The organism is Inquilinus limosus DSM 16000 (assembly GCF_000423185.1).
Taxonomy (GTDB): domain Bacteria; phylum Pseudomonadota; class Alphaproteobacteria; order DSM-16000; family Inquilinaceae; genus Inquilinus; species Inquilinus limosus.
The window spans coordinates 193,193-218,128 of sequence record NZ_AUHM01000001.1 but is presented as its reverse complement, the minus strand read 5'-3'; the positions used below and the strand labels follow the sequence as shown (position 1 = coordinate 218,128).

The 24,936-nt window shown below is 70.0% G+C and carries 23 protein-coding genes; 3 read left to right on the top strand and 20 right to left on the bottom strand.

Annotation, left to right across the window (positions count from 1 at the left end):
* Positions 1–26 precede the first annotated feature (26 nt).
* The 5 genes from G537_RS35805 to G537_RS45340 form a co-directional block, all read right to left on the bottom strand.
* On the bottom strand, positions 27–1,892 hold the full coding sequence (locus G537_RS35805; protein ID WP_051247621.1) for a vWA domain-containing protein: 1,866 nt from the start codon (positions 1,890–1,892) through the stop codon (positions 27–29).
* A complete protein-coding gene (locus tag G537_RS0101090) occupies positions 1,892–2,953 on the bottom strand; it encodes an ATP-binding protein (RefSeq protein WP_026868545.1) in 1,062 nt (353 codons plus the stop codon). The genes G537_RS35805 and G537_RS0101090 overlap by 1 nt, the downstream gene beginning before the upstream one ends.
* Complete coding sequence (gene rtcA / locus G537_RS0101085) at positions 2,950–3,990, bottom strand: RNA 3'-terminal phosphate cyclase (protein WP_026868544.1); 1,041 nt, start codon at positions 3,988–3,990, stop codon at positions 2,950–2,952. The genes G537_RS0101090 and rtcA overlap by 4 nt, the downstream gene beginning before the upstream one ends.
* Positions 3,991–4,073: 83 nt before the next feature.
* On the bottom strand, positions 4,074–5,297 hold the full coding sequence (locus G537_RS0101080) for an RtcB family protein (protein WP_026868543.1): 1,224 nt from the start codon (positions 5,295–5,297) through the stop codon (positions 4,074–4,076).
* Positions 5,298–6,190: 893 nt separating this feature from the next.
* The gene (locus tag G537_RS45340; protein ID WP_026868542.1) at positions 6,191–7,750 is read right to left on the bottom strand and encodes a vWA domain-containing protein; all 1,560 of its coding nucleotides are present in this window, start codon (positions 7,748–7,750) and stop codon (positions 6,191–6,193) included.
* A gap of 338 nt (positions 7,751–8,088) precedes the next feature.
* On the opposite strand from G537_RS45340, the gene rtcR reads away from it, so the two are divergent.
* Positions 8,089–9,690: an RNA repair transcriptional activator RtcR gene (gene rtcR / locus G537_RS0101065; RefSeq protein ID WP_026868541.1), complete on the top strand. Its 1,602-nt coding sequence runs from the start codon at positions 8,089–8,091 to the stop codon at positions 9,688–9,690.
* 12 nt (positions 9,691–9,702) lie between these two features.
* On the opposite strand, the gene G537_RS0101060 is transcribed toward rtcR, so the two are convergent.
* From G537_RS0101060 to G537_RS43380, 13 genes are all read right to left on the bottom strand, one after another.
* Complete coding sequence (locus G537_RS0101060) at positions 9,703–10,113, bottom strand: type II toxin-antitoxin system VapC family toxin (RefSeq protein WP_034850329.1); 411 nt, start codon at positions 10,111–10,113, stop codon at positions 9,703–9,705.
* Positions 10,103–10,354, bottom strand: a complete 252-nt coding sequence (locus G537_RS42755) for a type II toxin-antitoxin system Phd/YefM family antitoxin (RefSeq protein ID WP_081688564.1) — start codon at positions 10,352–10,354, stop codon at positions 10,103–10,105. The genes G537_RS0101060 and G537_RS42755 overlap by 11 nt, the downstream gene beginning before the upstream one ends.
* Before the next feature lie 154 nt (positions 10,355–10,508).
* A complete protein-coding gene (locus tag G537_RS0101055) occupies positions 10,509–11,948 on the bottom strand; it encodes an aldehyde dehydrogenase family protein (protein ID WP_026868539.1) in 1,440 nt (479 codons plus the stop codon).
* A 74-nt stretch (positions 11,949–12,022) separates the two neighbouring features.
* Positions 12,023–13,375, bottom strand: coding sequence for a DNA recombination protein RmuC (gene rmuC / locus G537_RS35800; protein WP_051247620.1), 1,353 nt, complete (start codon positions 13,373–13,375; stop codon positions 12,023–12,025).
* A 43-nt stretch (positions 13,376–13,418) separates the two neighbouring features.
* The gene (gene eno, locus G537_RS0101045) at positions 13,419–14,693 is read right to left on the bottom strand and encodes a phosphopyruvate hydratase (protein ID WP_026868538.1); all 1,275 of its coding nucleotides are present in this window, start codon (positions 14,691–14,693) and stop codon (positions 13,419–13,421) included.
* A gap of 169 nt (positions 14,694–14,862) precedes the next feature.
* On the bottom strand, positions 14,863–15,105 hold the full coding sequence (locus tag G537_RS0101040) for a type II toxin-antitoxin system Phd/YefM family antitoxin (RefSeq protein ID WP_026868537.1): 243 nt from the start codon (positions 15,103–15,105) through the stop codon (positions 14,863–14,865).
* A gap of 71 nt (positions 15,106–15,176) precedes the next feature.
* On the bottom strand, positions 15,177–16,175 hold the full coding sequence (locus G537_RS0101035; protein WP_026868536.1) for a phosphotransferase family protein: 999 nt from the start codon (positions 16,173–16,175) through the stop codon (positions 15,177–15,179).
* 7 nt (positions 16,176–16,182) lie between these two features.
* Positions 16,183–16,911, bottom strand: coding sequence for an SDR family NAD(P)-dependent oxidoreductase (locus tag G537_RS0101030; RefSeq protein WP_026868535.1), 729 nt, complete (start codon positions 16,909–16,911; stop codon positions 16,183–16,185).
* Positions 16,912–17,064: 153 nt separating this feature from the next.
* Positions 17,065–18,066, bottom strand: a complete 1,002-nt coding sequence (araD1, locus tag G537_RS0101025) for an AraD1 family protein (protein ID WP_026868534.1) — start codon at positions 18,064–18,066, stop codon at positions 17,065–17,067.
* Between the two features lie 7 nt (positions 18,067–18,073).
* Positions 18,074–18,850 (bottom strand): SDR family NAD(P)-dependent oxidoreductase, encoded by a 777-nt coding sequence (locus G537_RS0101020; RefSeq protein ID WP_026868533.1) that lies wholly within the window; start codon positions 18,848–18,850, stop codon positions 18,074–18,076.
* Positions 18,851–18,905: 55 nt separating this feature from the next.
* Positions 18,906–20,654 (bottom strand): IlvD/Edd family dehydratase, encoded by a 1,749-nt coding sequence (locus G537_RS0101015; protein WP_026868532.1) that lies wholly within the window; start codon positions 20,652–20,654, stop codon positions 18,906–18,908.
* A gap of 31 nt (positions 20,655–20,685) precedes the next feature.
* Positions 20,686–21,567, bottom strand: a complete 882-nt coding sequence (locus tag G537_RS0101010; RefSeq protein ID WP_245578841.1) for a FadR/GntR family transcriptional regulator — start codon at positions 21,565–21,567, stop codon at positions 20,686–20,688.
* A 24-nt stretch (positions 21,568–21,591) separates the two neighbouring features.
* Positions 21,592–21,753 carry a hypothetical protein gene (locus G537_RS43380; protein WP_155888446.1) on the bottom strand — a complete coding sequence of 54 codons (162 nt, stop codon included), beginning with the start codon at positions 21,751–21,753 and terminating at the stop codon, positions 21,592–21,594.
* Between the two features lie 143 nt (positions 21,754–21,896).
* On the opposite strand from G537_RS43380, the gene G537_RS0101005 reads away from it, so the two are divergent.
* Both G537_RS0101005 and G537_RS0101000 read left to right on the top strand, forming a co-directional pair.
* Entirely contained in the window at positions 21,897–22,793 is an 897-nt protein-coding gene (locus G537_RS0101005; RefSeq protein ID WP_034850328.1) for an aldose 1-epimerase, read from the top strand.
* A gap of 368 nt (positions 22,794–23,161) precedes the next feature.
* Positions 23,162–24,229, top strand: a complete 1,068-nt coding sequence (locus tag G537_RS0101000) for a saccharopine dehydrogenase family protein (RefSeq protein ID WP_026868529.1) — start codon at positions 23,162–23,164, stop codon at positions 24,227–24,229.
* A 66-nt stretch (positions 24,230–24,295) separates the two neighbouring features.
* Here the strand turns inward: G537_RS0101000 and G537_RS0100995 are convergent, their stop codons facing one another.
* Both G537_RS0100995 and G537_RS0100990 read right to left on the bottom strand, forming a co-directional pair.
* A complete protein-coding gene (locus G537_RS0100995; RefSeq protein ID WP_026868528.1) occupies positions 24,296–24,625 on the bottom strand; it encodes a type II toxin-antitoxin system RelE/ParE family toxin in 330 nt (109 codons plus the stop codon).
* 4 nt (positions 24,626–24,629) lie between these two features.
* A complete protein-coding gene (locus G537_RS0100990; RefSeq protein WP_026868527.1) occupies positions 24,630–24,914 on the bottom strand; it encodes a type II toxin-antitoxin system Phd/YefM family antitoxin in 285 nt (94 codons plus the stop codon).
* Positions 24,915–24,936 lie beyond the last annotated feature (22 nt).

The window sequence follows — 24,936 nt, the reverse complement described above, 5'->3', positions numbered from 1 at the left end:
AGATGCCGCCGCGGCGGCCGGCCGGCTCACTCCGGCCGCTCGAAATGGAACTGCGGCGCGGCGGTGCGGAAGGGCAGGCGGGAGCCTTCGGGCATCAGGAAGGCATGGTCACGGCGGATCGACAGCACGTCGCAGGCCCCGTCGGTGATGACCAGGATCGGCGCGTCGCGCGGAAAGCCGTCATCGCTCTCCAGCCGTGCGATCGCCGGCTGCAGCACGGTCCCACCACGGCCGCGGATCTCGACCTGCTGCAGCAGTGTCTCCGGCGGCACATAACCCATGTCGTGGATGCCGGCGTCGCATTGCACGACGCGCACCAGCGGCACCTCGCGGCTCATGGCATAGCTGGCGATGGCCCCCAGTGCCCGGGCCAGGAGGCGAGGCGGCATCGAGCCCGAAGTGTCCAGCACCGCGCCGAAGGTGCGGGCGGCCAGCCGCTCCTCGGGGCGCAGCCAGGCCGGGCGGGGGATGTCCGGCGTCGCGGCCTGCCGCCGGCTAGCCCGGGCGAAGCTGCGCCGGCTGTCCGGCGGCGGGAAGAAGGCGTCGAGCCACTGGCCCAGCCGGACGTCCCAGGGGATCGGCGGATGCTGGATCGCCCGGATCTCCTCGACCAGCTCGCCCGGCAGCAGGCCGCGGCCGCCCCTCGCCAGATGCAGGTCCAGCCCTTCGGCCAGGGCCCGCCGGTAGAAGCTGTCGAGATCGATGCCCGGTCCGGTCCACCAGGCGGGCGGCCGGTCGCCCAGCATGTCGACCTTGCCCTGGCCGCGCAGAGTGCGGGCCTTGTTCAGCCGCCGGATCAGGCGCAGGTCGCGGGTGATCCGGTCGTAGATCGCCTCCGCCGACTCGCGCTCGAAGCCCAGCTCGGGATCCAGCAGCAGGGTGTCGAAGGGAACCTCACCGACCCCCATCTCGACCAGCCAGCCATTGATCACGTAGTCGCAGGCGACGTTCCAGAGATAGGGATCGCGGCCCTGGCGGCGCGGCTCGTGCCGCAGCCCGACGTGCAGCAACTCATGGGCGATGACGAATTTCAGCCCGTCATAGGTCCAGGGCAGCTTCGGGTTCAGGTAGATCCGCCGCAGCTCGGTGTCGACGGCGGCGACGGCGATGTCCAGCTGCCGACACAGCGCCTCGTCCTCGATGATCTCGAAGGTCGCCGCCAGTGCCGCCAGCAGGGGATAGCTGGCGACGAACCAGGCCCGGGCGCGCTCGGCTTGGGAATTGGGGTTGCGCTTCGGTCCGGCCGGGCCACGCGCGGCGGTGCCGGCCGTCTCGATCGCCTGGGCGACGCTGTGGCGGATGGCGGCGGCCAGCTTTTCCTCCTGGTCCCGCCGGAACGCCGGCGTCAGCGGCGGGGCGTCGGCGGCGATGATCCACGCCGGCTCCCCCTTGCCGGCGATGCCGAACCGAGGCTGGGCCGCCATGGCGGCGGCGTCCTCGGCCAGCCATCGCGCCAGCTCGGCCACGTCGCGGCCCGGCGGCGGCTGCAGCGGGTAGGGCAGGGCTTCGGGGCGGCGGCCGATGCCCAGCGGGCGCAGGAACTCGGCGGCGACCAGCCCGCAGGCGATCCGCCAGGCGTCGTCGTCGGTCCGCGCCGGGTCGACATGGTTCATGTGCTCGTGCAGCAGCGCCTGGGCCAGGACATGGGCCCATTCGGCCGGGTCGGCGCGCCGCCAGATATTGGTCTCGATCGCGATCACCGGCTTGCCGTCGTGGCGGTGGCGCGACAGGGTCAGCCGGGCGAAACCGTCGGACGGAAACGGCCGGGACGGCCGCGCCGGCCGCCAGCCCGGCCCGACCAGCCCGCCGAACAGCGCATGGCCGCGCAGCAGGCCGCAGGCGGCCGCGATGGCGCGCAGGTTCTCCTTCGGCGGCTCCCGTGTCCTGGCCATCAGCTCGCCCGCAGCGCCGCCAGCCGCGGCAGGGCGCGCGCCAGCTCGATCGTGTACCAGGCGGGCAGGGCGGCGCCGCTCTCGGTCTCGGTCACCACCAGCTGCGCCAGCTCGGTGGAGATCCGCGCCAGGGTCACGATCAGCTCCTTCGACCGGTTGGCTAGGTGCCGGACCTCGCGCCCCGCGGCACTTTCGTCGTCCGGCAGCTCCTTGATCAGCCGGTCGCGCAGCTGCTGCACCAGGAAGTACAGGATGTCCCGCTCCTCCGGCTTCTCCGGCCAGCCGCGGTCGCCCTTCAGGATCGCCGACAGGTCGTGTGCGCGCTCGCGCAGCTTGGCGAAGGCCGCGAACTGCTGGGCATGCGCCGGGGTCAGCAGGCCGCTGGCCAGCACCTTGATCTCCTCCGGCGTGACGCCCGGGCCATAGGCGTGCAGGGCGCGGGACAGCATGTCCCAGGCCCGCGGGGTCGAGAACGGCTCCTCATGTTTCGGCGGCTTGGACCAGAGGTGGTCCGACCGCTGCTCGATATAGGAGACGACCAGCTCGTGCACTCCGGCGCCGCCGGCCCAGTCCAGCCAGTCGCGGGCCGAGGCGCGCAGCTGGACATGGACCAGGCGGTTGATCAAGGCGGACGACAGCGGCCGCGTGATCGCCGCATCCTCGGTCCGGTTGCCGGCGCCGATCACGATGGTGCCTTCGGGCAGGCGGAACTCGCCGACGCGCCGGTCCAGGATCAGCGAATAGAACGCCTTCTGCACCTCATGCGAGCAGGCGTTCAGCTCGTCCAGGAACAGGCAGTAGGGTTCGTCCCGCGCGATGATGGTCGGCGGGCAGAAGCGCGACTTGCCGTCGACGATCTGCGGCACGCCGATGATGTCCTCCGGCGCCAGCTGAGAGCCGAGCAGGGATACGCAGGGCAGGCCGACGGAGTCGGCGAAGGCCTGGACCAGGGCCGATTTGCCGATGCCCGGCGGTCCCCAGATGAAGACCGGCAGGACGCCGGCCACGTTCAGCAAGAACGGGGCCAGCGTCTTCGGCGTCAGGGTCTGCGCGGCGTTCATGCCGTCTCCTCGCTCTGTCGTCCCGCCACCGTGACCAGCACGCTGCGTCCGGTGTGGCGGGTCACCGCGATCCGGGTGCCGAGGAAGGCCTCGATCACCGCGATGTTGGTCAGGGTGTGCGGCGTCGGCGCGACCGTGACGAAGCGGCCGCCCGCGCCCAGCGCCATGGGCAGCAGCAGCTGGTCCGCCAGGTGCGGGCCGACCGGGGCGCGGCTGGCGAGGAACAGCCGCACCGCCTTTGCCGTCGCGGCCGCGACGTCCTCCGCCGGCAGGCCGGGCTGGCCATGGCCGGTGAAGACCTCGGTCGCGTGCTCATGCGCCACCGTCACGGTCAGGCAGTTGCCCGGCCCGTCCGCGGCGACGGCGCGGCCGGGAACGACCGTGTCGTCCCGCCAGCGCAGGGTCTTGGCGAAGGCCGCCGTCTCCCGCGCCGCGATGTGCAGCGGCAGGTGGGTGACCACCGCCTCCACCTGCCGCGACAGCAGGGCGCCGCGCCGCTCCAGCAGCAGCGGCGCCGGCTTGCCGCGCGGCATCACCTCGACCTCGATCACGCCGCCGCCCGCCGGGTAGAAGCCGTGCCGGCGCAGCACCGCCCGGGCGTGAAAGCCCATGCGGTGCAGCAGCGGCAGGAAGGCGCGGTCGGCGAAGTCGAAGCTCGGCGCGCCCATGGCATGGGTGCCGCCCTGCAGCCGCAGCCGCGACGGGGCACCCGCCAGGGCCAGCGGCAGCAGCACGGTCTGCAGCACCAGCAGCGTCGACCCGGCCGAGCCGATGACGAAGTCGTAGTCGCCGGCCACGACCGGCCCCGGCGCGAAGCTGAGCGCGGTCGAGCCCAGCTCGGCCCCCGTCACCGCGGCCCGGCCGATCGCGGCCGCCGCCCTCACGGCCGTGAGGTGCTGGCGCAGCAGGCCCGGCTTGGCGCGGCCCGCCCGGATCCACTCGATCCGGAACGGGGTCCCGGTCGCCAGGGACAGGGTCAGGGCCGAGCGCAGGATCTGCCCCCCGCCCTCGCCCAGGGATCCGTCGATCGTGATCATGGTCGTTTCTTTCGTTTCTTGTTGGGACCACGAGCGGCGGCAGGCAGCGGTCCGGCTGCCCGGACCGCTGCCCGTGGCGTTCCCTATCCCTTGACGCAGACGATCTGGCGCAGCGTGTGCACCACCTCCACCAGATCCGCCTGGGCGGCCATCACGGCGTCGATGTCCTTGTAGGCCCTGGGCGTCTCGTCGATGACGCCCTCGTCCTTCCGGCACTCGATCCCCGCGGTGGCGGCGGCATGGTCGGCGACGGTGAACCGCCGCTTGGCCTCGGTCCGCGACATCACCCGGCCGGCCCCGTGGGAGCAGGAGCAGAAGCTGTCGGGGTTGCCCTTGCCGCGGACGATGAAGGACCGCGCCCCCATCGATCCCGGGATGATGCCGAGATCCCCTTCGCGGGCGCGCACGGCGCCCTTGCGGGTGACCCAGACGTTCTCGCCGAAGTGATGCTCCCGCTCCACGTAGTTGTGGTGGCAGTTGATCGCCTCGTCGGTGACGCCGAAATCGGTGAAGGCGGCGGCCATCGCCGCCAGCGCCTGCTTCAGCATCACGTCCCGGTTGGCGCGGGCGTAGTCCTGCGCCCAGCCGACCGCGTCCATGTAGTCGTCGAACAGCTCCGAGCCCTCGGCCAGATAGGCCAGGTCCCGATCCGGCAGGTGGACGAACAGCCGCTCCATCTCGCGGCGCGCCGCGGCGATGAAGAAGCTGCCGATGCGGTTGCCCACCCCGCGCGAGCCGGAATGCAGCATCACCCACACGCGGTCGTCCTGGTCCAGGCAGACCTCGATGAAGTGGTTGCCGCCGCCCAGCGTGCCGATCTGCCGCGCCGGCGAATGCCGGGTGGCGATCGCCGGGTACTTCTGCTGCAGCGCGTCGTAGCGGCGCTTGAAGCCCGAGTACCAGGCGTTCTCCGCCGCACGCGGCACGTCCTGCCCGTGATCGGCCGTCCCGACCGGGATCACCGCCTCGAGCGCGGAGCGCAGCCCGGCCAGGCTGTCCGGCAGCTGGTGGCTGGTCAGGGTCGTGCGCACGGCGCACATGCCGCAGCCGATGTCGACGCCGACCGCGGCCGGGATGATCGCCCCGCGGGTCGGGATCACCGAGCCGATGGTCGCGCCCTTGCCGTAATGCACGTCCGGCATCGCCGCGACATGCTTGTGGATGAAGGGCAGCGTCGCCGTGTTCAGCAGCTGCTGGCGCGAGCCGTCGTCGACCGGCACGCCGCGGGTCCACATCTTGACCGGCTTGGCGCGCGTCTCGCGCGCCGGGGCGAAGCTCTCGGTGAGAAGGTCGTAGGTCCGGTCCATGATGTTCGATCCTCGAGTCCAGAAGGACGCATGGCGACGAGGGGGATGAAACTTTGCCCGACCGGACCGAGGCCCGGGCGGGCTCCTGCTCTACCGACTGAGCTACGGAGCATTCCCGTGAGGGCGATGCCCCGGCGGGACTTGAACCCGCGACCAGGGGAGTGACAATCCATGGAGTTCCATCGGCATTCGCCATGCGTTCGGGTGCAGCGACAAGGGGTGGCGGGACGTCTCCCGCGCCACGGCGGGCCGCGATGCGGGGGAGGATTCGAACCTCTCGGCTTTTTGCCGTTCACCAATGGAGTCCCGGCCGGCATTCGCTGCGATCTGTGGTCCTTTCAAACGGTTGAGGGTGCGGCGACGAGGGTTTGCGAGATCATCTTGCTGGGCTACCGGCCTTGCGGCCGGGGCGGATTCGAACCGCCGACCTCCCGCCTTGCAGCGGGCGCTCCTACCATGGAATCCCGCGAGCATTCGCCGCGCGAGGGGTGTGACGACGAGGGGTGGCGAACCCATTGCTCTACCTCTGAGCTACAGGCCCCCGGTGGAATGGTGGACCCGACGGGACTCGAACCCGCGACAGACGGAGTTCCGCCGGCATTCGTCACGAAACACGATCGGCCATGGCGACGAAGGTGTGCGAGAGGCGAGCTTCCGACGCGGGGTCGGAGGCGTGTTTCCGGCACGCCACGCTCTGGAGGTGGATGTACTCCCGCACTGCATTCGCCATGGATCCAACCGGGAGGACGAGGGGTGCCGGGACAACGCCGCCGAAGCGGCGCCCCGTGCGCAGCCGGTTGCCCGGCCCGCCTGCGGGGTCCGATGGAGTCCCGACGGCATTCCTCCCAGCCGAGGCCGGACGCCCGGTCTCCCGGACGCCCGGCCCCGATCCGTCAGAGCACGATCCGCTCGATCTCGTCGACCCAGCGGTCCGCGCCCGACCCGGCCTCGGCGAAGGCGGCGATCGCGTCGAACACCGCGTCGGAGAAGCCCCCGACGTTGAGGATGTCCGCCCGCTCCTGCGCCTGCGTCGTGGCGTAGGGCTGGATGTCGATGCAGACCAGCCTGGCCTCCGGATTGCGCTCCTTCAGCCGGGCCCAGGCCTGCATCAGCCCGGTGCCCTGGTGCCGGTGCTTCGCCGCATCGACCCAGGACTGGTTGTCCGAGACGAAGACGACGAGATCGACCGAAGCGCGCTCCGCCACTAGCCGCTCGACCGGGGCCGAGCAGTTGGTGCCGCCGCCGCCGATGGCGGCCAGCTTCCGCGCATTGGTCATCACCGAATCGCGCGGGTTGAGGTCGATCTCGACCACCCGCTGCTCGAACGGGATGACCCTGGCCGACCGGTTGGCCCGCAGCACCGCCGCCGCCACCAGCGCGGCGACGTCGATGCAGCGCACCGCCGTCGTCCCGCCGCCGCGGTAGCCGGTGACCGGGGAGCCCATCGACCCCGACACGTCGGGGCAGACCACCACCCGGCCGGGCAGCGCCGGGACGTTGCCGACCGCGACCTCCATCGCGTCCTGCAGCGCCTCGCGCACCGCCGCCGGCACTCCCGCCTCCGCCATGGCGTAGGCCGCCATCAGCTGGTACGGGAACACCCGGGCCCGCCGGATCGCCTCCGGGTCGCGCAGCCGCGCCGCCACCCGCTCGGCGAACCCGTCCACCTCGAACACGCCGTGGCGCGCGAAGGTGTTCAGGTTCATCCGCAGCATGTGCCAGCCGGCCTTCTCCCCGATCGCCGCCCAGTGCTCCCGCGTCAGCGGCAGCGCCGTCAGCATCTGGAAGGGCACGTCCGGCACCGGCGCGGACGGGTCGCGCTTGAAGGCCTCGAAGGCCCGCACGACCTCCGGCAGCGCCGCGGCGTCATAGGGCCGGCCGATCAGCCAGCCATACAGCGCCTGGCGCGACGGATCCGCCGGCTTCGGGTGGACCATCTTGACCACGTCGGCCAGCGAGGGGGCCTGCCCCACCGCCGCCCGCATGATCTCGACGTCCGAGGCCTGCTCCAGCCACGCCTGCACCAGCCGCTTCGGCCGGGTGCCCAGCGACTTCCGCCCCACGGCGCCCGACCGCATGATCTGCACGAAGCTGCGCAGCATGCGGCCGTTGTCGACCACGCGCCGGAAGGCCGGCGCGAAATCGGGCGTCTCGAGGGTGGACAGAAGGGCAACCAGCAAAGCCGGCATGTCCTTCATGTGCCCCCGCTCGCGGGCATGGACCGCGGTGCGGGCGATGAAACCGGGCTCGACCTCGCGGGCGAGGGCGAGCACCTGGTCCAGCTGCTCCCGCGCATCGGCGTAGAACGTCCGGTGGAGCGTCCCGGTCGCCGCCAGCTGCGCCAGCGCGTGGCGCGGCGTCAGGGCGTAGGCCTGGGCCCCCTCGTGGTTCACGGCGTCGCTGCGCGGAAGCAGCCTTCCCATCAGCGAAGCAAACACGGATTTGTTTGCCATGATCGTCATCCTTCGGTGTGCGCCCTTCCATAAGCGAAGCGCGTGCCAACTCCGGACGGGCGATCGGCTGAATTCGGATAGTGTATTGAAATTGAAGGATAAAAAATTTTCAGGCTGCGATTTACGCGCTTCGTCCGATCGATCATGATGGTGAAAGACGATCCTACAAGATCGAGGTTTATCTTGTAGGATAAGATCGACGACCCAAGAATGGCCCGTCATGGCGAGCCCCGAAGGGGCGTGGCCATCCAGCGGCACCGGCCTCCTGGATGGCCACGGCGCTGTGCGCCTCGCCATGACGACAAGGGGCATGGGCCCTCAATAACGAGGAAAAGATCATGCCGAAGCGGCGGGTGGTCATCGGCTTCATCGGCACCACCATGGATGCCGGCAAGCTGGACAGCCGGTGGGAGAGGTGGCGGCCGACTGTGGCGCTGTGCCAGCACGAGGACATGCTGGTCGACCGGCTGGAGCTGATCCACGACACCCATTCCGCCGCTCTGGCCAAGCGCGTCGCCGGGGACATCCAGGCCGTGTCGCCGGACACGATCGTCCGCTTCACGGTGATGAATCTGCGGAACGCCTGGGACTTCGAGGAGGTCTATGCGGCGATGCTGGACTTCGCCCGCGCCTACGATTTCGACACCGAGGACGAGGAGTATCTGGTCAACATCACCACCGGCACGCATGTCATCCAGATCTGCTGGTTCCTGCTGACCGAGGCGCACTACCTGCCGGCGCGCCTGCTGCAGCTGACCCCGCCGAAGCGGTGGGAGGCGGGCCACCCCGGCGGCTACGACGTCATCGACCTCGACCTGTCGCGCTACGACCGCATCGCCACCCGCTTCGAGGCGGAGCGGGAGGAGGCGGCGTCCTTCCTGAAATCGGGCATCGCCACCCGCAACGCCGCCTTCAACCGGATGATCGACCAGATCGAGCAGGTGGCGATCCGGTCGAAGGCGCCCTTGCTGCTGATCGGCCCGACGGGGGCGGGCAAGTCGCAGCTGGCGCGCCGGATCTACGACCTGAAGCGCGCACGGCACCAGGTCGAGGGGCCGTTCGTCGAGGTGAACTGCGCCACGCTGCGCGGCGACGGCGCCATGTCGGCGCTGTTCGGTCACGTCAAGGGCGCCTTCACCGGCGCGCTGCAGGACCGGGCCGGGCTGCTGCGCTCGGCCGATGGCGGCATCCTGTTCCTCGACGAGATCGGCGAGCTGGGGGCCGACGAGCAGGCGATGATCCTGCGCGCGGTGGAGGAGAAGCGGTTCCCGCCGGTCGGCGCCGACCGGGAGGTGACGAGCGACTTCCAGCTGATCGCCGGCACCAATCGCGACCTCTCGGTCGACGTCGCCCAGGGCAGGTTCCGCGAGGACCTGCTGGCTCGCCTGAATCTGTGGACCTTCATGCTGCCGGGGCTGCGCGACCGGCGCGAGGACATCGCCCCGAACTTGGAGTTCGAGCTGCGGCGCTACGCCGAGCGGGAAGGGGTGCAGATCACCTTCAACCGCGAGGCGCGGGACCGCTATCTCGCCTTCGCCACCTCGCCCGAGGCGGTGTGGAGCGCGAATTTCCGCGACCTCGGCGCCTCGATCACGCGCATGGCCACGCTGGCCCCCTCCGGCCGGATCAACGAGGCGGTGGTGGCGGAGGAGATCGAGCGGCTGAAGCGGACCTGGTCGCGCGCCGGCGAGGACGCGGGCGAGGTGCTGCTGGCCGGGCTGCTCGGGGCCGAGAGGCTGGCGCAAATCGACCTGTTCGACCGGATCCAGCTGGCGGCCGTCATCGGCGTGTGCCGAGCCAGCAGCTCGCTCAGCGCCGCCGGCCGCACCCTGTTCGCCGCGTCGCGGGCGCAGAAGACCAGCGCCAACGACGCCGACCGCCTGCGCAAGTACCTCGCCCGCTTCGGCCTGGACTGGGGGATGGTGGCCGGGACGTCCTGACGGGAAGGATCGCTACTCGGCCGCGTCCTGCACGCCCACAAAACCTGCCGCGCCATAGCGCAGAATGGCCTTGTCGGCCGTCAGCACGGGCGCGCCGACGTGTCGTGCGGACGCGATGATGATCCTGTCGGCCGGGTCTCCATGCAGATCACCCGGAAGCCGGACGCTGTCGATCGCGATGGCCGGCAGCAGGGGCGTCAGCCGCACGCCCGGCAGGGCGAGAGCCTGATCGACCCACGCCCCAACCTCCATGCCCAGCGTCACGCGGCCCTTCTGCGCCAGCATGGCGATCTCCCAGGGCGTGATGGCGGAGACATGAAGCGAATCGGCTTCGGCCGCCGCGTCGATCGCCCGCCGGGCTTGCTTACCCAGCCGGATGTCGTCCTGGACCGCCCAGATCAGGACATGCGTGTCAATCAGCATCGCGCGCCGCGTTCCACTCGTCCGGATCCACAGCCGGGCCGAAGGGATCGTCGAAACGCAGGACAGTGCCTCGCATCGCGCCAATGATGCTGCGTCGCGCCCCCGGCTCCCTGACGGGGGTCAGCATAGCGACCGGCTTGCCTCGTTTCGTGATCACGACCGGCTCCTGGTCGCGGTTCATGTCGTCGATCACGCGCAGGCACGCCGCCTTGAACTCGGCCGCACCGATCGTCTTTGCCATGATGCACGCCTTTTCTGGCCACCTGTCCATAAGATATGTACAGGTTCTGTCCGGGGCAAGCCGGACGCGCGTCGACCCGCGATGCGATGCATCGATCCAACGAAAAGGCCCGGCCGTCGCCGGCCGGGCCCTTCCTCGCTTCGCTTTGGACCGATCAGACCGGGAAGGTGTAGGCGGTCTTGACCACGGTGTAGAACTCCGCGGCGTAGCGGCCCTGCTCGCGCGGGCCGTAGCTGGAGCCCTTCCGGCCGCCGAACGGCACGTGGTAGTCCACGCCCGCCGTCGGCAGGTTCACCATCACCATGCCGGCCTGGCTGGCCCGCTTGAAGTGGCTGGCGTGCTTCAGGCTCGAGGTGGCGATGCCGGCGGACAGGCCGAACTCCGTGTCGTTCGCCGTCGCCAGCGCCTGCTCGTAGTCCTTGACCCGGATCACCGTGGCGACCGGCCCGAAGATCTCCTCGCGGTTGATCCGCATGTCGTTGGTGGTCTCGGTGAACAGCGCCGGGGACAGGAAGTAGCCCTCGGTCTCGCGGTTCAACCGCTCGCCGCCCACCGCCAGCTTGGCGCCTTCCTTCACGCCGATGTCGATGTAGCGCAGGTCCTGGTCCAGCTGGCTTTGGTCCACCACCGGGCCGATGTCGGTGCCCTGCTTCAGCGCGTGGTCGACCTTCAGCGCCTTGATCTTCTCGACCATCGCCGCGACGAAGCGGTCATGGATGCCCTCGGTCACGATCAGGCGCGAGGAGGCGGTGCAGCGCTGGCCGGTGGAGAAGAAGGCGCTGTTGGCCGCGGCGGCGACGGCGGTGTTGAGGTCCGCGTCGTCGAGCACGACCATCGGGTTCTTGCCGCCCATCTCGAGCTGCACCTTCTTGCCGATCTCGGCGCAGCGCACGGCGATGCCGCGGCCGGTCGCGACCGACCCGGTAAAGCTGATGGCGTCGACGTCCTTGCTGGCGACGAAGGCCTCGCCGACCACCGAGCCGCGGCCCATCACCAGGTTGAACACGCCCTCCGGCACGCCGGCGTCGACGATGATCTGCGACAGGGCCCAGGCGCTGCCCGGCACCAGATCGGCCGGCTTGAACACGACGCAGTTGCCGAAGGCCAGCGCCGGGGCGATCTTCCAGGCCGGGATCGCGATCGGGAAGTTCCAGGGCGTGATCAGGCCGATGACGCCGATCGGCTCACGCGTGATCTCGACATCGATGCCGGGGCGGACCGAGGCCAGCTTCTCGCCCTGGATGCGCAGCACCTCGCCGGCGAAGAACTTGAAGATCTGGCCGGCGCGGGCGGCCTCGCCGATGCCCTCGGGCAGGGTCTTGCCCTCCTCGCGGGAGAGCAGGCGGCCGAGCTCCTCCTTCCGCGCCAGGATGGTGTTGCCGATTTTGTCCAGGAGGTCGTGCCGCTCCTGCAGCGTGGTCATCGACCACTTGGGAAAGGCGGCGCGGGCCGCGGCGATCGCCTGCTCCGCCTGGGCGCGGTCGGCGCGGGCATATTCGCCGATCACGTCCGACAGGTCCGACGGGTTCACGTTCTTCGACGCGTCCGGGCCCTCGACCCAGGACCCGGCGATGTAGTTGGCGTGGACGCTCATCTGGTTTCCTCTCTCGACCTATTGTCGGATGAATGATGACTGGATAGGGCCCGCGGCCTTCCGATGCAACAGGGCTATGGCGTGTCTTCTTCCGCCGGGGCGGGCATCTCCGCCTCGGGCGCGTCGAGCTCCAGGATCGGCGCGGCCCGGTCCATCGGCAGCTCCTCCACCTCGCGCAGCTTGCGGTGGATGGCGCGGCTGCGGACGCCGATCTGGTGGATCACGTTCTGCCCCTCCTGCAGCTTCTTCTCGACCTTGGCCATCAGCTCGCCATAGGTCCGGAACTCGGTCTTCACCGCGCCCAGCACCTGCCAGATCTCGGCCGATTTCTCCTGGATCGCCAGGGTACGGAAACCCATGCGCAGGCTGGACAGGAAGGCGCCCAGCGTGGTGGGCCCGAGGATGGTGACGCGGTGCTGCTCGCGGATCGATTCGCGCAGGCCCGGGCGGCGCAGCACCTCGGCGAACAGCCCCTCGGTCGGCACGAACAGCACGGCGAAGTCGGTGGTGGTCGGCGGGCAGATGTATTTGGTGGCGATGCGCTTGGCCTCGTCGCGCATCCGCCGCTCCAGCGCCGTGCCGGCCTTGGCCGCGGCCTCGGCGTCGCCGGCCTCGACCGCCTGGATCAGCCGCTCGTAATCCTCCTGCGGGAACTTGCTGTCGATCGGCAGCAGCACGCCCTCGGGCAGGCGGATGGCGAACTCCACCGTCTCGGTCGAATCCGCCCGCGGCCGGGCGTTGCGCACCAGCTGGTCCTCGGTCAGCACCTGCTCCAGCAAGGCGTCCAACTGCTCCTCGCCGAAGGTGCCGCGGGTCTTCACGCCGGACAGCATCTTCTTCAGGTCGCCGACGCCGCCGGCCAGAACCTGCATCTCGCCCAGGCCCTGATGCACCCGCTCCAGCCGCTCGCTGACGGTCTGGAACTGGGACTGCAGCCGCGCCTCCAGCGTCGCCTGCAGCTTCTCGTCGACGGTGGCGCGCATCTGCTCCAGCTTCGCCTCGTTCTCCTTCCGCAGCGACTGCAGGTTCTGGTCCAGCCGCTCGCGCAGCCGGTCCTGGCTCTGCGCCATCGACTCGGACAGGGCCTGCAGCCGGGCGGCGACGGTGTCGAGCCGGGTCTGCTGCGTCTCGCCGATCGCCTTCATGGCGCCGGCCAGGGTCTCGCCAGTGTGGCGCAGCGACGACGCGATCTCCTGCCGCTGCCGGCTGTCCCGCGCCTCGGCCGAGGCCTCGATGCGCCGCTCCGAGGTCTGCAGCTCCTGCTCCACCCGGGCCAGGTCGCGGCGCAGGTCCTCGATCGCGCCGGTCAGGGGGGCGAAGTCCGGCCTCGGCCGGCGGAACAGCGCCACCAGCAGGGTCAGGGCGGTGAGACCGAGGATGACGAGGCCGAGGATGCGCAGGTCGATCGAGGCGAGGTCGAAGCTCATGGACTCATCCGGTTACGGGACGGGCAGAACACCCCGGAAGGGGTCACCCGCGCAAGACGCTTCGCCCGGCGAAGCGGGCGCGGAGGCCCAGCGCCTCCTCGACCCTCAGCGCCGCGTTCCACTTCGCCATCCGCTCCGACCGGGCGAAGGATCCGACCTTGAGCTGGCCGACGCCCCAGCCGACGGCGAGGTCGACGATGGTGGTGTCCTCGCTCTCGCCCGAACGGGCGGAGACGATGCCGCCCAGGCCGGCCAGCCGCGCCGTCTCCCAGGCCGCCTTCGCCTCGGTCAGGGTGCCGCGCTGGTTCGGCTTGATCAGCACGGTGGTGCAGGCCTTGGCCACGGCGGCGTCGCGCACACGCCCGGCATCGGTGACCAGGAAGTCGTCGCCGACCACCTGCACCCGGTCGCCGATCGCCGCGGTGATCGCACGGAAGCCGGCGGCGTCGTCCTCCGCCACCGGGTCCTCGACCGAGACGATCGGCCAGCGCCGGGTCCAGCCGGCCACCAGCTCGACCATCTGGCCGGTGTCCAGGTCCCGACCCTCGAAGCGGTAGCGGCCGTGGCGGCCGAATTCCGAGGCGGCGATATCGAGCGCGATCGCCACCTCCTCGCCCGGACGGCGGCCGGCCTTCTCGACGGCGCGGACCAGCATGTCCAGCGCTTCGGCCGCATCGGCGAAATCGGGCCAGAAGCCGCCCTCGTCGGCGACGCCGTGCAGCTTGCCGGCCTCGGCCATCAGCGATCCGGCGGCGCGGTAGATCTCGGCGGTCCAGTCCAGCGCCTCGGCGAAGCTGCCGGCGCCGGGGCAGACCACCAGGAAGTCCTGCACGTCCAGCCGCCGCCCGGCATGGGCGCCGCCGCCGAAGATCTGGATCTCGGGCAGCGGCAGCAGGGCGGCGTCCTCGCCGCCGAGATGGTGCCACAGCGGCAGGCCGGCGGCGGAAGCGGCGGCGTGGGCCGCGGCCATCGACACGGCGATGGTGGCGTTGCCGCCCAACCGCGCCTTGTCCGGGGTGCCGTCCAGATCGATCAGCACCCGGTCCAGCCCGGCCTGGTCGGCGGCGTCGAACCCGGTCAGGGCGCGGGCGATTTCGCCGTTGACCGCGGCGATCGCGCCCTGCACGTCATGGCCACCGAAGGCCGCGCCGCCGTCGCGCCGGTCCAGCGCCTCGCCGGATCCGGTGGAGGCGCCGGCCGGGGCGATGGCGCGGCCGGTGGCACCGCCCTCGAGGCGGATCTCGGCCTCGACCGTCGGCCGGCCCCGGCTGTCCCAGACGCGCCGGCCGCGGATCGCGGCGATGGTGGTGCGGGTCATGGTCGGTCGCCTTCCACTGATTGGGCGAGATGCGTGCGAAGGGATCGGCCGTTGGCACGCCGGAGCGGCTTGAAATGGCGCAGACCACGCGTCGTCGGCGCCAGGTGAACGGAAGCGACGGCCCGGCGCCATGGTGGATTCGCCGAGATGTCAGGAAGATGGCCCCCTGTCACAGATCGGCCGCGCGCAGGGGTATCTGATCCCGGCTCACCTCCAGCGGGCCTGGAAAGTCGAGCAGATAGTCCGCCAGGCTCGGCCTGTCGTCGTCATAGAGGCGCCGGCCGTCCTCGATCGGCACGACCATGGCGGCAGGCCGGCCGTCCCTGGTGATGATCGTCGCTTCGCCGTTCTCCGCCGCCTCCACGATGGCGGAGAGGCGGGCCTGGGCGTCGCGGAGACGGAGCGTCTTCATCATAAGCCTCCTCTCGTGACCATATGCTGGTCACATAGATGTTCAGGCTCATCGCGTCTCGCAAGGCACCGCTAGGGCTCCAACTCCTTTGCCCAGGCCTCCCGGATCTCCGCCAGCCGGCTCGGCGGATCCAGCAGCAGCACCCGGGCGACGCGCCGCACCCGGTCCTTCTGCGCCGCATCGGTCAGGTATTCGACCGGCGACTTGCCGTCGACCCGGGCCAGGAACAGGCCGGGCAGCAGGCGGGCGGCGCGGATCTCGAAGGCGTCGGCCGGCTCCCAATCCGCGCCGGCGAGATAGACGGTTGCCATCGCATCAAAGCACCCCAGGAACGCCGACGCTGACTCCGGCCGCCACAGGCATTTCAGCAGCAGGTGGTTCAGGCAGAAGGCCAGGTCGAAGGCCGGGTCGCCCCACCAGGCGCATTCGGCGTCGAGGAACACCGGCCCTTTCGGCCCCACCAGGATGTTTTTCGGGCTGACATCGCCATGCACCAGCGCCCGCTTCGTCGTCCGCGTGGTCTCGACCAGCGCGTGCAGCGCCGCGGCGCAGTCCGGATGCGCCGCGGCGGTCGCCACCAGATAGGGCTCCAGCCGGATGTCGTAGAAGATGGCGTCGGTCGGGAACTCGGCCACCAGGGCCGGGGCTGCCGCCGTGGCGGCATGGATGGCGGCGAGGCGTCGCCCGACCTCGGCGGCGAAGGCCGGATCGGCGCGGCCGTCGCGCAGCTCGGCCTTCCACACCGGATGGTCCTCCGGCGCCAGATAGGCCATGGCCAGCGCCCCGGCCGCTTCGTCCTGGCCCAGCAGCCGCGGCACCGCCGACGGCACGATCCCGGCGGCGACCCGCATCCACCGCGCCTCATAGAGGTTGCGCGCCACCGGCGCCCGCCAGTCGGCGGCCACCCGCAGCTTCGCCAGGGCGCGTTTGATGCAAATCGGGCCGGAGGCGAGATCGACCCGGAAGATGTCGGAGGAGACGCCGCCGGTCAGCGCGGTGAAGCGCGGCGTTTCGTCCGGCCCGGCCAGCCCCATCCGACGCAGCGCCGCAAGCAGCTCCGGGTCGGCCATCGCCGGCTCAGTAGGTGGCGCGGCCGCCCGACAGGTCGAAGGTCGAGCCGGTGGTGAAGCTGTTCTCGGCCGAGCACAGCCAGGCCACCATCGACGCCGCCTCCTCGACCTTCAGGAACCGGCCGCGCGGGATGCGCGACAGCATGTAGTCGATATGCTCCTGGCTCACCTGCTCCAGGATCCGGGTCTTGGCGGTGGCCGGGGTGATGCAGTTGACCGCGATGTCGTACCCCGCCAGCTCCTTGCCCAGCGACTTGGTCAGGGCAATGACGCCCGACTTGGCGGCGGAATAGGCGCTGGCGTTGGGATTGCCCTCCTTGCCGGCGATCGAGGCGACGTTGACGATGCGGCCGTAGTTGCGGGCGATCATGCCCGGCACCACCGCCCGGCAGCAGTAGTAGACGGCGTTCAGGTCCAGCTCGATCACCTGGCGCCAGGTGTCGATCGGATAGTCCCAGGTCTTCACCGAGGGCCCGGCGATGCCGGCATTGTTGACCAGGATGTCGATCCGGCCCTGCGCCTCCACCGCGGCGGCAACCGCTGCGGCGTCGGTGACGTCGATGGCGACGCCCTTGGCGCCGATCGCCTTCGCCGTCTCCTCGACCAGGGCCTGGTCGCGGTCCCACAGCACGACCTGGGCGCCCGAGGCGATGAAGCGCTCGGCCACCGCCCGGCCGATGCCCTGCGCCCCGCCGGTGACCACGGCCAGCTTGCCGTCGAGATCGATCCTGTTCATCCGCGTTTCCCCGTGTTCCGCCTGCGTCTTCGCTCTTCTCTCATTGTCATCGCCGGGCTTGACCCGGCGATCCAGAGGATGTCGACAGTTTCTGGATGCCCGGGTCAAGCCCGGGCATGACAGGAAGGACGGGCCCCTGTGCCCTGCCCGAGCCTACAGCGCCCGGACCGTCACCGTCTCCTCCTCCGCGCGCGCGAGAGGGTTGCGCAAGGGCCGGCCGAAGGCGGCGGCCTCGATCTCGAAGCGGTCGCCCGGCTCCGGCTTGATGCCGTCGGTGACGCTCAGCGTCGCGGTGCCGAAGAAGTGCAGATGCACGTCGCCCGGCCGCCGGAACAGCCCGTATTTGAAGTGGTGATGCTCGAGGTTGGCGATCCAGTGGCTCATATTGGCCTCGCCGCTCAGGAACGGCTTCTCCCAGATCGTCTTGCCGCCGCGGGTGATCCGGCTGGTGCCGCGCACGTCGTCCGGCAGCGGCCCGACCAGCAGCTCCGGCCCGACCGAGCACTGGCGCAGCTTGGAATGCGCCAGCAGCAGGTAGTTCTGCCGCTCCAGGATGTGGTCGGAGAACTCGTTGCCGATGGCGAAGCCGACCCGCCAGGGCGTGCCATCCGGCCCGACCAGGTAGCAGCCGGTGATCTCCGGCTCCTCGCCGCCGTCCAGCGCGAAGGCCGGCATCGTCAGCTTCTGCTCGCCGGCGACGACGATCGAGCCGTCGCCCTTGTAGAACCACTCCGGCGCCACGCCCGGCCTGCTGCCGTCCCGGCCGCCCTCCGGCTTGCCGCCGGCGATGCCGTCGCGGAACATCTTCATGCTGTCGGTCAGCTTTTCGGCCTCGCCCAGATTTTTGTGCATCTGGTCGCGGGCGTCGGCGCTGCCGAGATGGGTGAGGCCGGTGCCGGTGACAATGCAATGCGCCGGATCGGGATGGTCCAGCGGCGGCAGCAGCCGCGCCTCGGCGATCACCGCATCGTAGGAGTCGGTGTCGGCGCCGTCATCGGCCGCGGCCAGCTCGGCGATGGTCTTGCGCGCCGCGATCGCCGCCTGGGCCAGGTCGTAGGTGGTGTCGAAGGCGGACAGCAGCTTCAGCGTGTCTCCGCCCGAGACGATGCCGACGCGCCGCTCGCCGGCCTTGGTGCGCAGTTGGATCAGGTTCATATCCGCCTCACAGTCCCGACGCCCAGCCGGCGTCCACAACGAAAGTCTGGCCGGTGCACATGGCGCTGTCGTCCGCCGCCAGCCACAGGGTCATCTGCGCCAGATGCACGGGCAGCACCTGGTCGGGGATGCACTGCCCCTTCCGGCGCTCCTCATCCGCCTCCGGCGTCAGCCACAGATCCTTCTGGCGCTGGGTGATGACCCAGCCCGGCATCACGGTGTTGACCCGGATATATTGCGGGCCCCAGTCGCGCGCCAGGCCGCGGGTCAGCCCCTCGACCCCCGCCTTGGCGGCGGTGTAGGCCGGCATGCCGCCCTGGCGCAACCGCCAGGACACCGAGCCGAAATTGATGATCGACCCGCCGCCGGCGTCGCGCATCCCCGGCTGCACCGCCTGGGCGGCGAAGAACTGGTGCCGCAGGTTCACCGCCATGCGCTCGTCCCAATAGTCGGGCTCGACCGTCTCGGGCGCGTGGCGCTGGTCGTGTGCCGCGTTGTTGATCAGGACGCGGATCGGCCCGATCGCCTGCTGCGCCTCGGCCACCGCGGCGCGCAAATCGGCGATGTCGCGCAGGTCGCAGTGCCGGAACCGCGGCACCGCCAACCCCTCGGCCTTCAGCCGGTCGACCAGGGCAGTCGACGCTTCCGCGTTGATGTCGACGAAGAACACCCGCGCCTGCTGGCGGCAGAGATGCTCGACGATGCTTTCGCCGATGCCGCTGCCGCCGCCGGTCACGAAGACCGGTTTGTCGCGCAGCGACGGATAGATCGCGTATTCGGTCATGATGCCTGTCTGCAAGGAAAGGGTCCGCCCCGGCCGGGACGGGCCCGGATCGTGCTCAGTGGCTGTCGCGCGGCACGGCGTGGCCGCGGCAGCCGACCAGGAAGTCCAGGTCCGCGCCCTTGTCGGCCTGCATCACGTGCCGGACATACAGCTCCTGGTATCCGCCCTTCATCGTCGGCTCCGGCGGCGACCAGCGGCGGCGGCGCTCCGCCAGCTCGGCCTCGGGCACGTCGAGATGCAGCCGCCGGCCGGCGACGTCCAGCTCGATCATGTCGCCGTCCTGCACCAGGGCCAGCGGCCCGCCGGCCGCCGCCTCCGGCGCCGTGTGCAGCACCACCGTGCCGTAGGCCGTGCCGCTCATCCGGGCGTCGGAGATGCGGACCATGTCGCGCACGCCCTTCTTCAGCACCTTCTGCGGCAGCGCCATGTTGCCGACCTCGGCCATGCCCGGATAGCCCTTCGGGCCGCAGTTCTTCAGCACCATGACGCAGGTCTCGTCGATGTCGAGATCCGGGTCGTCGACGCGGGCCTTGTAGTGCTCGATGTTCTCGAACACCACGGCGCGGCCGCGGTGCTGCATCAGCTCCGGCGTGGCGGCGGAGGGCTTCAGGACGGCGCCGTCCGGCGCCAGGTTGCCCTTCAGCACGACGATGCCGCCCTGCTTCACCAGCGCATTGTCCCAGGGGCGGATCACCTCCGGGTTCCAGTTGGCGGCGTTCTGGACGTTCTCCCACATGGTCTTGCCGGTAACGGTCGGGGCGTCCTTGAACAGCATGCCGTTCTCGCCCAGCGCCCGGGTCACCGTCGGGATGCCGCCGGCGTAGTAGAAGTCCTCCATCAGGAAGCGGCCGGACGGCATCAGGTCGACCAGCGTCGGCACGTCGCGGCCGTAATCGTCCCAGTCCTTCAGCTTGAAGTCGACGCCGACGCGGCCGGCCAGGGCCAGCAGGTGGATGACGGCGTTGGTCGACCCGCCGATGGCGCCGTTGACGCGCACCGCGTTCAGGAAGTTCTCGCGGGTCAGGACCTTCGAGATGCGCAGATCCTCATGCACCATCTCGACGATGCGCCGGCCGGTCATATGGGCGATGACGTAGCGGCGGGAATCGACCGCCGGGATCGCGGCGCAGCCGGTCAGGCTCATGCCCAGCGCCTCGGCCATCGAGTTCATGGTGCTGGCCGTGCCCATGGTCATGCAGTGCCCGGCGGAGCGGGACTGCGCGGCCTCGGCCTCCATGAACTGCTGCAGGCTCATCACCCCGGCCTTGACGTCGGCGTCGAACTGCCAGACGGCGGTGCCGGAGCCGATGGTCCGGTCCTGGTAGCGGCCGTTCAGCATCGGGCCGCCGGAGACGACGATCGCCGGGATGTCGCAGCTGGCGGCGCCCATCAGCAGCGATGGGGTGGTCTTGTCGCAGCCGGTCAGCAGCACGACGCCGTCGATCGGGTTGGCACGGATCGCCTCCTCGACGTCCATCGCCGCCAGGTTGCGGTACAGCATGGCGGTCGGGCGCAGATTGGTCTCGCCGGTCGAGAACACCGGAAACTCCACCGGAAAGCCGCCCATCTCCCAGACGCCGCGCTTCACATACTCGGCCAGCTTGCGGAAATGGGCGTTGCAGGGCGTCAGCTCGGAGAAGGTCTGGCAGATGCCGATCACCGGCCGGCCGTCGAACAGATGGTCCGGCAGGCCCTGGTTGCGCATCCAGCTGCGATGCAGGAAACCGTCCTTGTCATGCGGGCCGAACCAGGCGGAGGAACGGTAACGTTTCTTCTTGTCGGCGCTGCCGGCGTCGTCAGCCATCACGATGGTCCTTGTTGGCTAGGCTGTGTGATCAGGAATTCGGTTCGATGTGCGGCAGGGCGCGGCGCATGTCCTGCGCCGCGTCCTCGAGCAGGACCCGCATCGCCTTGCGCGCCGTCTCCGGCTCCCGTGCCAGGATGGCGTCGCGCACCGCGCGGTGAAGGGGCAGCGACACCTGCAACGCCCCGGGCGCGTTGTTGGTGATGCGGAAGCTCGACGCCATGGCGGTTTCGATCAGGGCGCCGAGCGGCTGCAGGAACTCGTTGTTCGACGCGGCCAGGATCGACTGGTGGAAGCGCAGGTCGGGCTCGACCGAGGCGTCGCCGTCCGGCGCCGCCTCCATGTCGGCGAAGGCGCGGCTGATCGCCTCGCGCTGGCCGTCGTCGCCGCGCTCCGCCGCCATCGCGGCCGCCGCCGGCTCGATGATCTGGCGGATCTCGAACAGATCCTTGGCCAGGCGCTCCATCGGCTGGGTCGCGAACTGCCAGGCCAGCAGGTCCGGGTCCAGCATGTTCCATTCGCCGCGCGGCCGCACCCGCGTGCCGGTCTTGGGCCGGGATTCGACCAGCCCCTTGGCGGCCAGCACCTTGATCGCCTCGCGCAGCGCGGTGCGGCTGACCGAGAACTGGGTCGACAGGTCGGATTCGTTCGGCAGCACGGTGCCGGGCGGGATGTCGCCGCGCACGATCCGGACGCCGATGTCATAGGCGATCTGGCCGTGCAGCGACCGGCGGGAGAAGGTCTTGCTGCCGTGCGGCTGTTCGGCGGCGCCGGCGCGGGCGGCGGACCGCCGCTCCTGCTCCTTGCGCCGCTGCGCCGCGCGCGGCGGAACCGCGGCCGCCGTGTCGGGATGGGCGGACATCGCGGCCATCGCGACCGATCCTTTCCCGACGAGGTTGTCCGGGTCGGACATCTGTTCCCCCTTTCCTGCTGCCGGTCAGACGCGGCCGAAGCCGCACGGACGCCGCAGCGCCCCGGCTCCGCCATGTTCCGTCGGTCCGTCGATGTGGTTCCGGCCGATGCGCAGGTCGGGGCCATTGCCACGGCCCATCCGTTTGCCGTCCGCGCGAACGACAGTCTCACCGCTCTTCTCGACCACGGCCTTTCCCCAGCGGCGCGATCTGGCTTGCCGACCGCGCTCTTTACTATTCATCATACAAATGGAGTATTGAGCCCTCGGCGGATCGGCGTCAAGCATTGCCGAACATTGCTGAAAGGGCGCAGCCGGAACGGGAGGATGGAATGACGGTCGAGACGGTGCAACTGCGGGCGGGGGACAGCGGGGCCGATATCGTGCCGGCGATCGGCGGCGGCATCGCCGGGTACTGGACCGGCAGCGGCACGGACCGGCGCGACTGGCTGCGGCCGGCCGGCGCCGCGGCGCTGGCGGCGAGCGACCCGCTCGGCCTCGCCAACTTCCCGCTGACCCCCTTCTCGAACCGGATCCGCGAGGGCCGCTTCCGCTTCCGCGGGCGCGAGGTCGTGCTGCCGCTGAACACGCGCGAGCGGCACCAGCTGCACGGCCATGGCTGGCAGCGGCCGTGGACGGTGCTGGAGCGGTCGGCGACGCGCTGCGTGCTGGTCGACGACTACGCCGCCGATGCTTGGCCGTTCCCGTACCGGGCGCGGCAGGAGTTCGAGCTGACCCCGGCCGGCTTCGATGTCGTGCTCTCCATCGAGAACACCGGCGACGAGCCAATGCCGGCGGGGCTGGGCCAGCATTTCTACTTCCCGCGCACGCCGGAGACGACCATCAGGGCCGGGATCGAGCGGATGTGGCTGAACGACGCCGAGGTGATGCCGCTGGAACTGGTCGAACCGCCGGCGGAGAAGGACTTCCGGCGCGGAGTCCGGCCGGACGCGGTGCGGATGGACAATGTCTTCACCGGCTGGGACCGAAGGGCGGTGATCGACTGGCCGGAACATCGCGCCCGGCTGCTGGTGGAGGCCGACCCGCCCTTCGACTTCCTGGTCTGCTACTCCCCGGACGACCCCTATGTCTGCGTCGAGCCGGTCAGCAACGCGACCGACGCCTTCAACCTGGCAGAGGCCGGCCGGACCGACACCGGCATGGCGGTGCTGCAGCCTGGAGAGGTGCTGCGCGGCGTCGTCCGGCTGCGGCCGGAGGCGATGGCATAGCGGGATCTTCGCCCATTCGTCATGGCGAGGCGCGCAGCGCCGCGGCCATCCAGGGCCATGCGAGCTGTCCTGGATGGCCACGCCCCTTCGGGGCTCGCCATGACATTGAACGGAATGGCTGAAGTGGTTGTGCTGGTTCCACTGAGAATCAGTGTTCAGTTCCCTCCGATAGCCGAATTTTGACCGGCTAATTAACTTGCTCGCTTCCTCCGATCCACCGGCGACTCGAAGGTCGCCCGGCCGTCCCGCGCACCTTCCGGAACGCCGGGACACAAGGCTTTCTGCGGCTTTTCGGCGGGTGTAGAGACGGCGCCATCCGCACCGCCCCGGCGCCGACCGCCGGGGCGTCCGTCTGAAGGAGAGGCGTCATGACCAAGGTTCTGCTGCTCGGCGGCGGCAAGATCGGCACCTGCATCACCGCCCTGCTGACCGCCACCGGCGACTACGATCTCACCGTCGGCGACCAGGACCAGGGCACGCTCGACCGGCTCGACGCCGGGGTCGCCAAGCGCCAGCTGCGCTTCGACGACCCGCAGGCGCTGCGCGACGCCGTGTCCGGCCACGACGTCGTGATCTCGGCCGCGCCGTTCCACCTGACGCCGCTGATCGCCGAGGCGGCGAGGGACCGTGGCGCTCACTACTTCGACCTGACCGAGGACGTCGAGAGCACCCGCCGGGTCAAGGCGCTGGCCGAAGGCGCGAAGACGGCCTTCACCCCGCAATGCGGCCTGGCGCCGGGCTTCATCTCGATCGTCGGCTACGACTTGGCCAAGCGTTTCGACGAGCTGCACACGCTGCACATGCGCGTCGGCGCCCTGCCGGTCTATCCGTCGAACGCGCTGAAGTACAACCTGACCTGGTCGACCGACGGGCTGATCAACGAGTACTGCAATCCCTGCGAGGCGATCCATGAGGGCGAGCTGCGCGAGGTGCTGCCGCTCGAGGGCATGGAGCACATCTCGCTCGACGGCATCGACTACGAGGCGTTCAACACCTCGGGCGGCCTCGGCACGCTGTGCGAGACGCTGGAGGGCAAGGTCAAGTTCCTGAACTACAAGACCGTGCGCTATCCGGGGCACCGTGACATCGTCAAGCTGCTCGTCAACGAGCTGCAGCTGTCGCAGCGCCGCGACATCCTCAAGGACGTGCTCGAGGCGTCGATCCCGATGACCAAGCAGGACGTGGTCCTGATCTTCGTCACCGCCTGGGGCAGGAAGGAAGGCCGGCTGATGCAGGAGACCTACGCCAAGAAGGTCTACGCCAAGGAGATCGGCGGCCAGCTGTGGAGCGCGATCCAGGTGACGACCGCGGCCGGCATCTGCGCCATGGTCGACCTGCACCGCGCCGGCAAGCTGCCGCAGCAGGGCTTCGTGCGGCAGGAGCAGGCGAACCTCTCCGACTTCCTGGCCAACCGCTTCGGCCAGCACTACGCGTAAGAAGAGCCGGGTTTAGGGACGGAAACGGGAAAGGGCGAGGTCTCGGCCGCGCCCTTTCGATTCAGGTCAGGGTTCGCCCAGCAGCCGGCGTTGCAGCAGGCGCTGCATGTCGCGACGTCCGTCCGCGACGCAATGGACGACCACCGCGTCTTCATGGACCCGATAGACGATACGATAGGGCTTGTAGTGTGCCTCGCGGAACTGGACCAGTCCGAGGGCGCGCAGTTCCTTCGAGATGTTGCCACGGGACGGCAGATTCGCCAGCCGCCGGATCACATCGTCCAGCGATTGGAGGATATGGCGAGCATTCTCCGCCGAATCGTGATCGGCGATAAAATCGACGATGTCTTCGAGGTCCCGTTCCGCTTCCCGCAGCACGATGACCGGCAACGACACGGGATCAATCCTTGAGGCGGGCCTCGAGGCGGGCTCTCAGGTCGGCAAACACATCCTCGGCCGGCCGGAACTTGCCTGCTTCATAGTCCCGTTCGCCCAGCGCCAGAATCTTCAGCAGCGCCAGCGTCTCCTGGGTCTGCTCATAGCTGTTGATGTCCTGCAGCACCGCCTTGGCCTCGCCGTTGACGGTGATGATGAAGGGCTCCTGCCCCTCCCGCAGCCCTTGGATGACCTCCGGGGCATGGGCCTTCAAGTAACTGATCGGCTTGATGCGGTCGGACAGCTTCATCGCGGCCTCCTTGCTTCGGCCC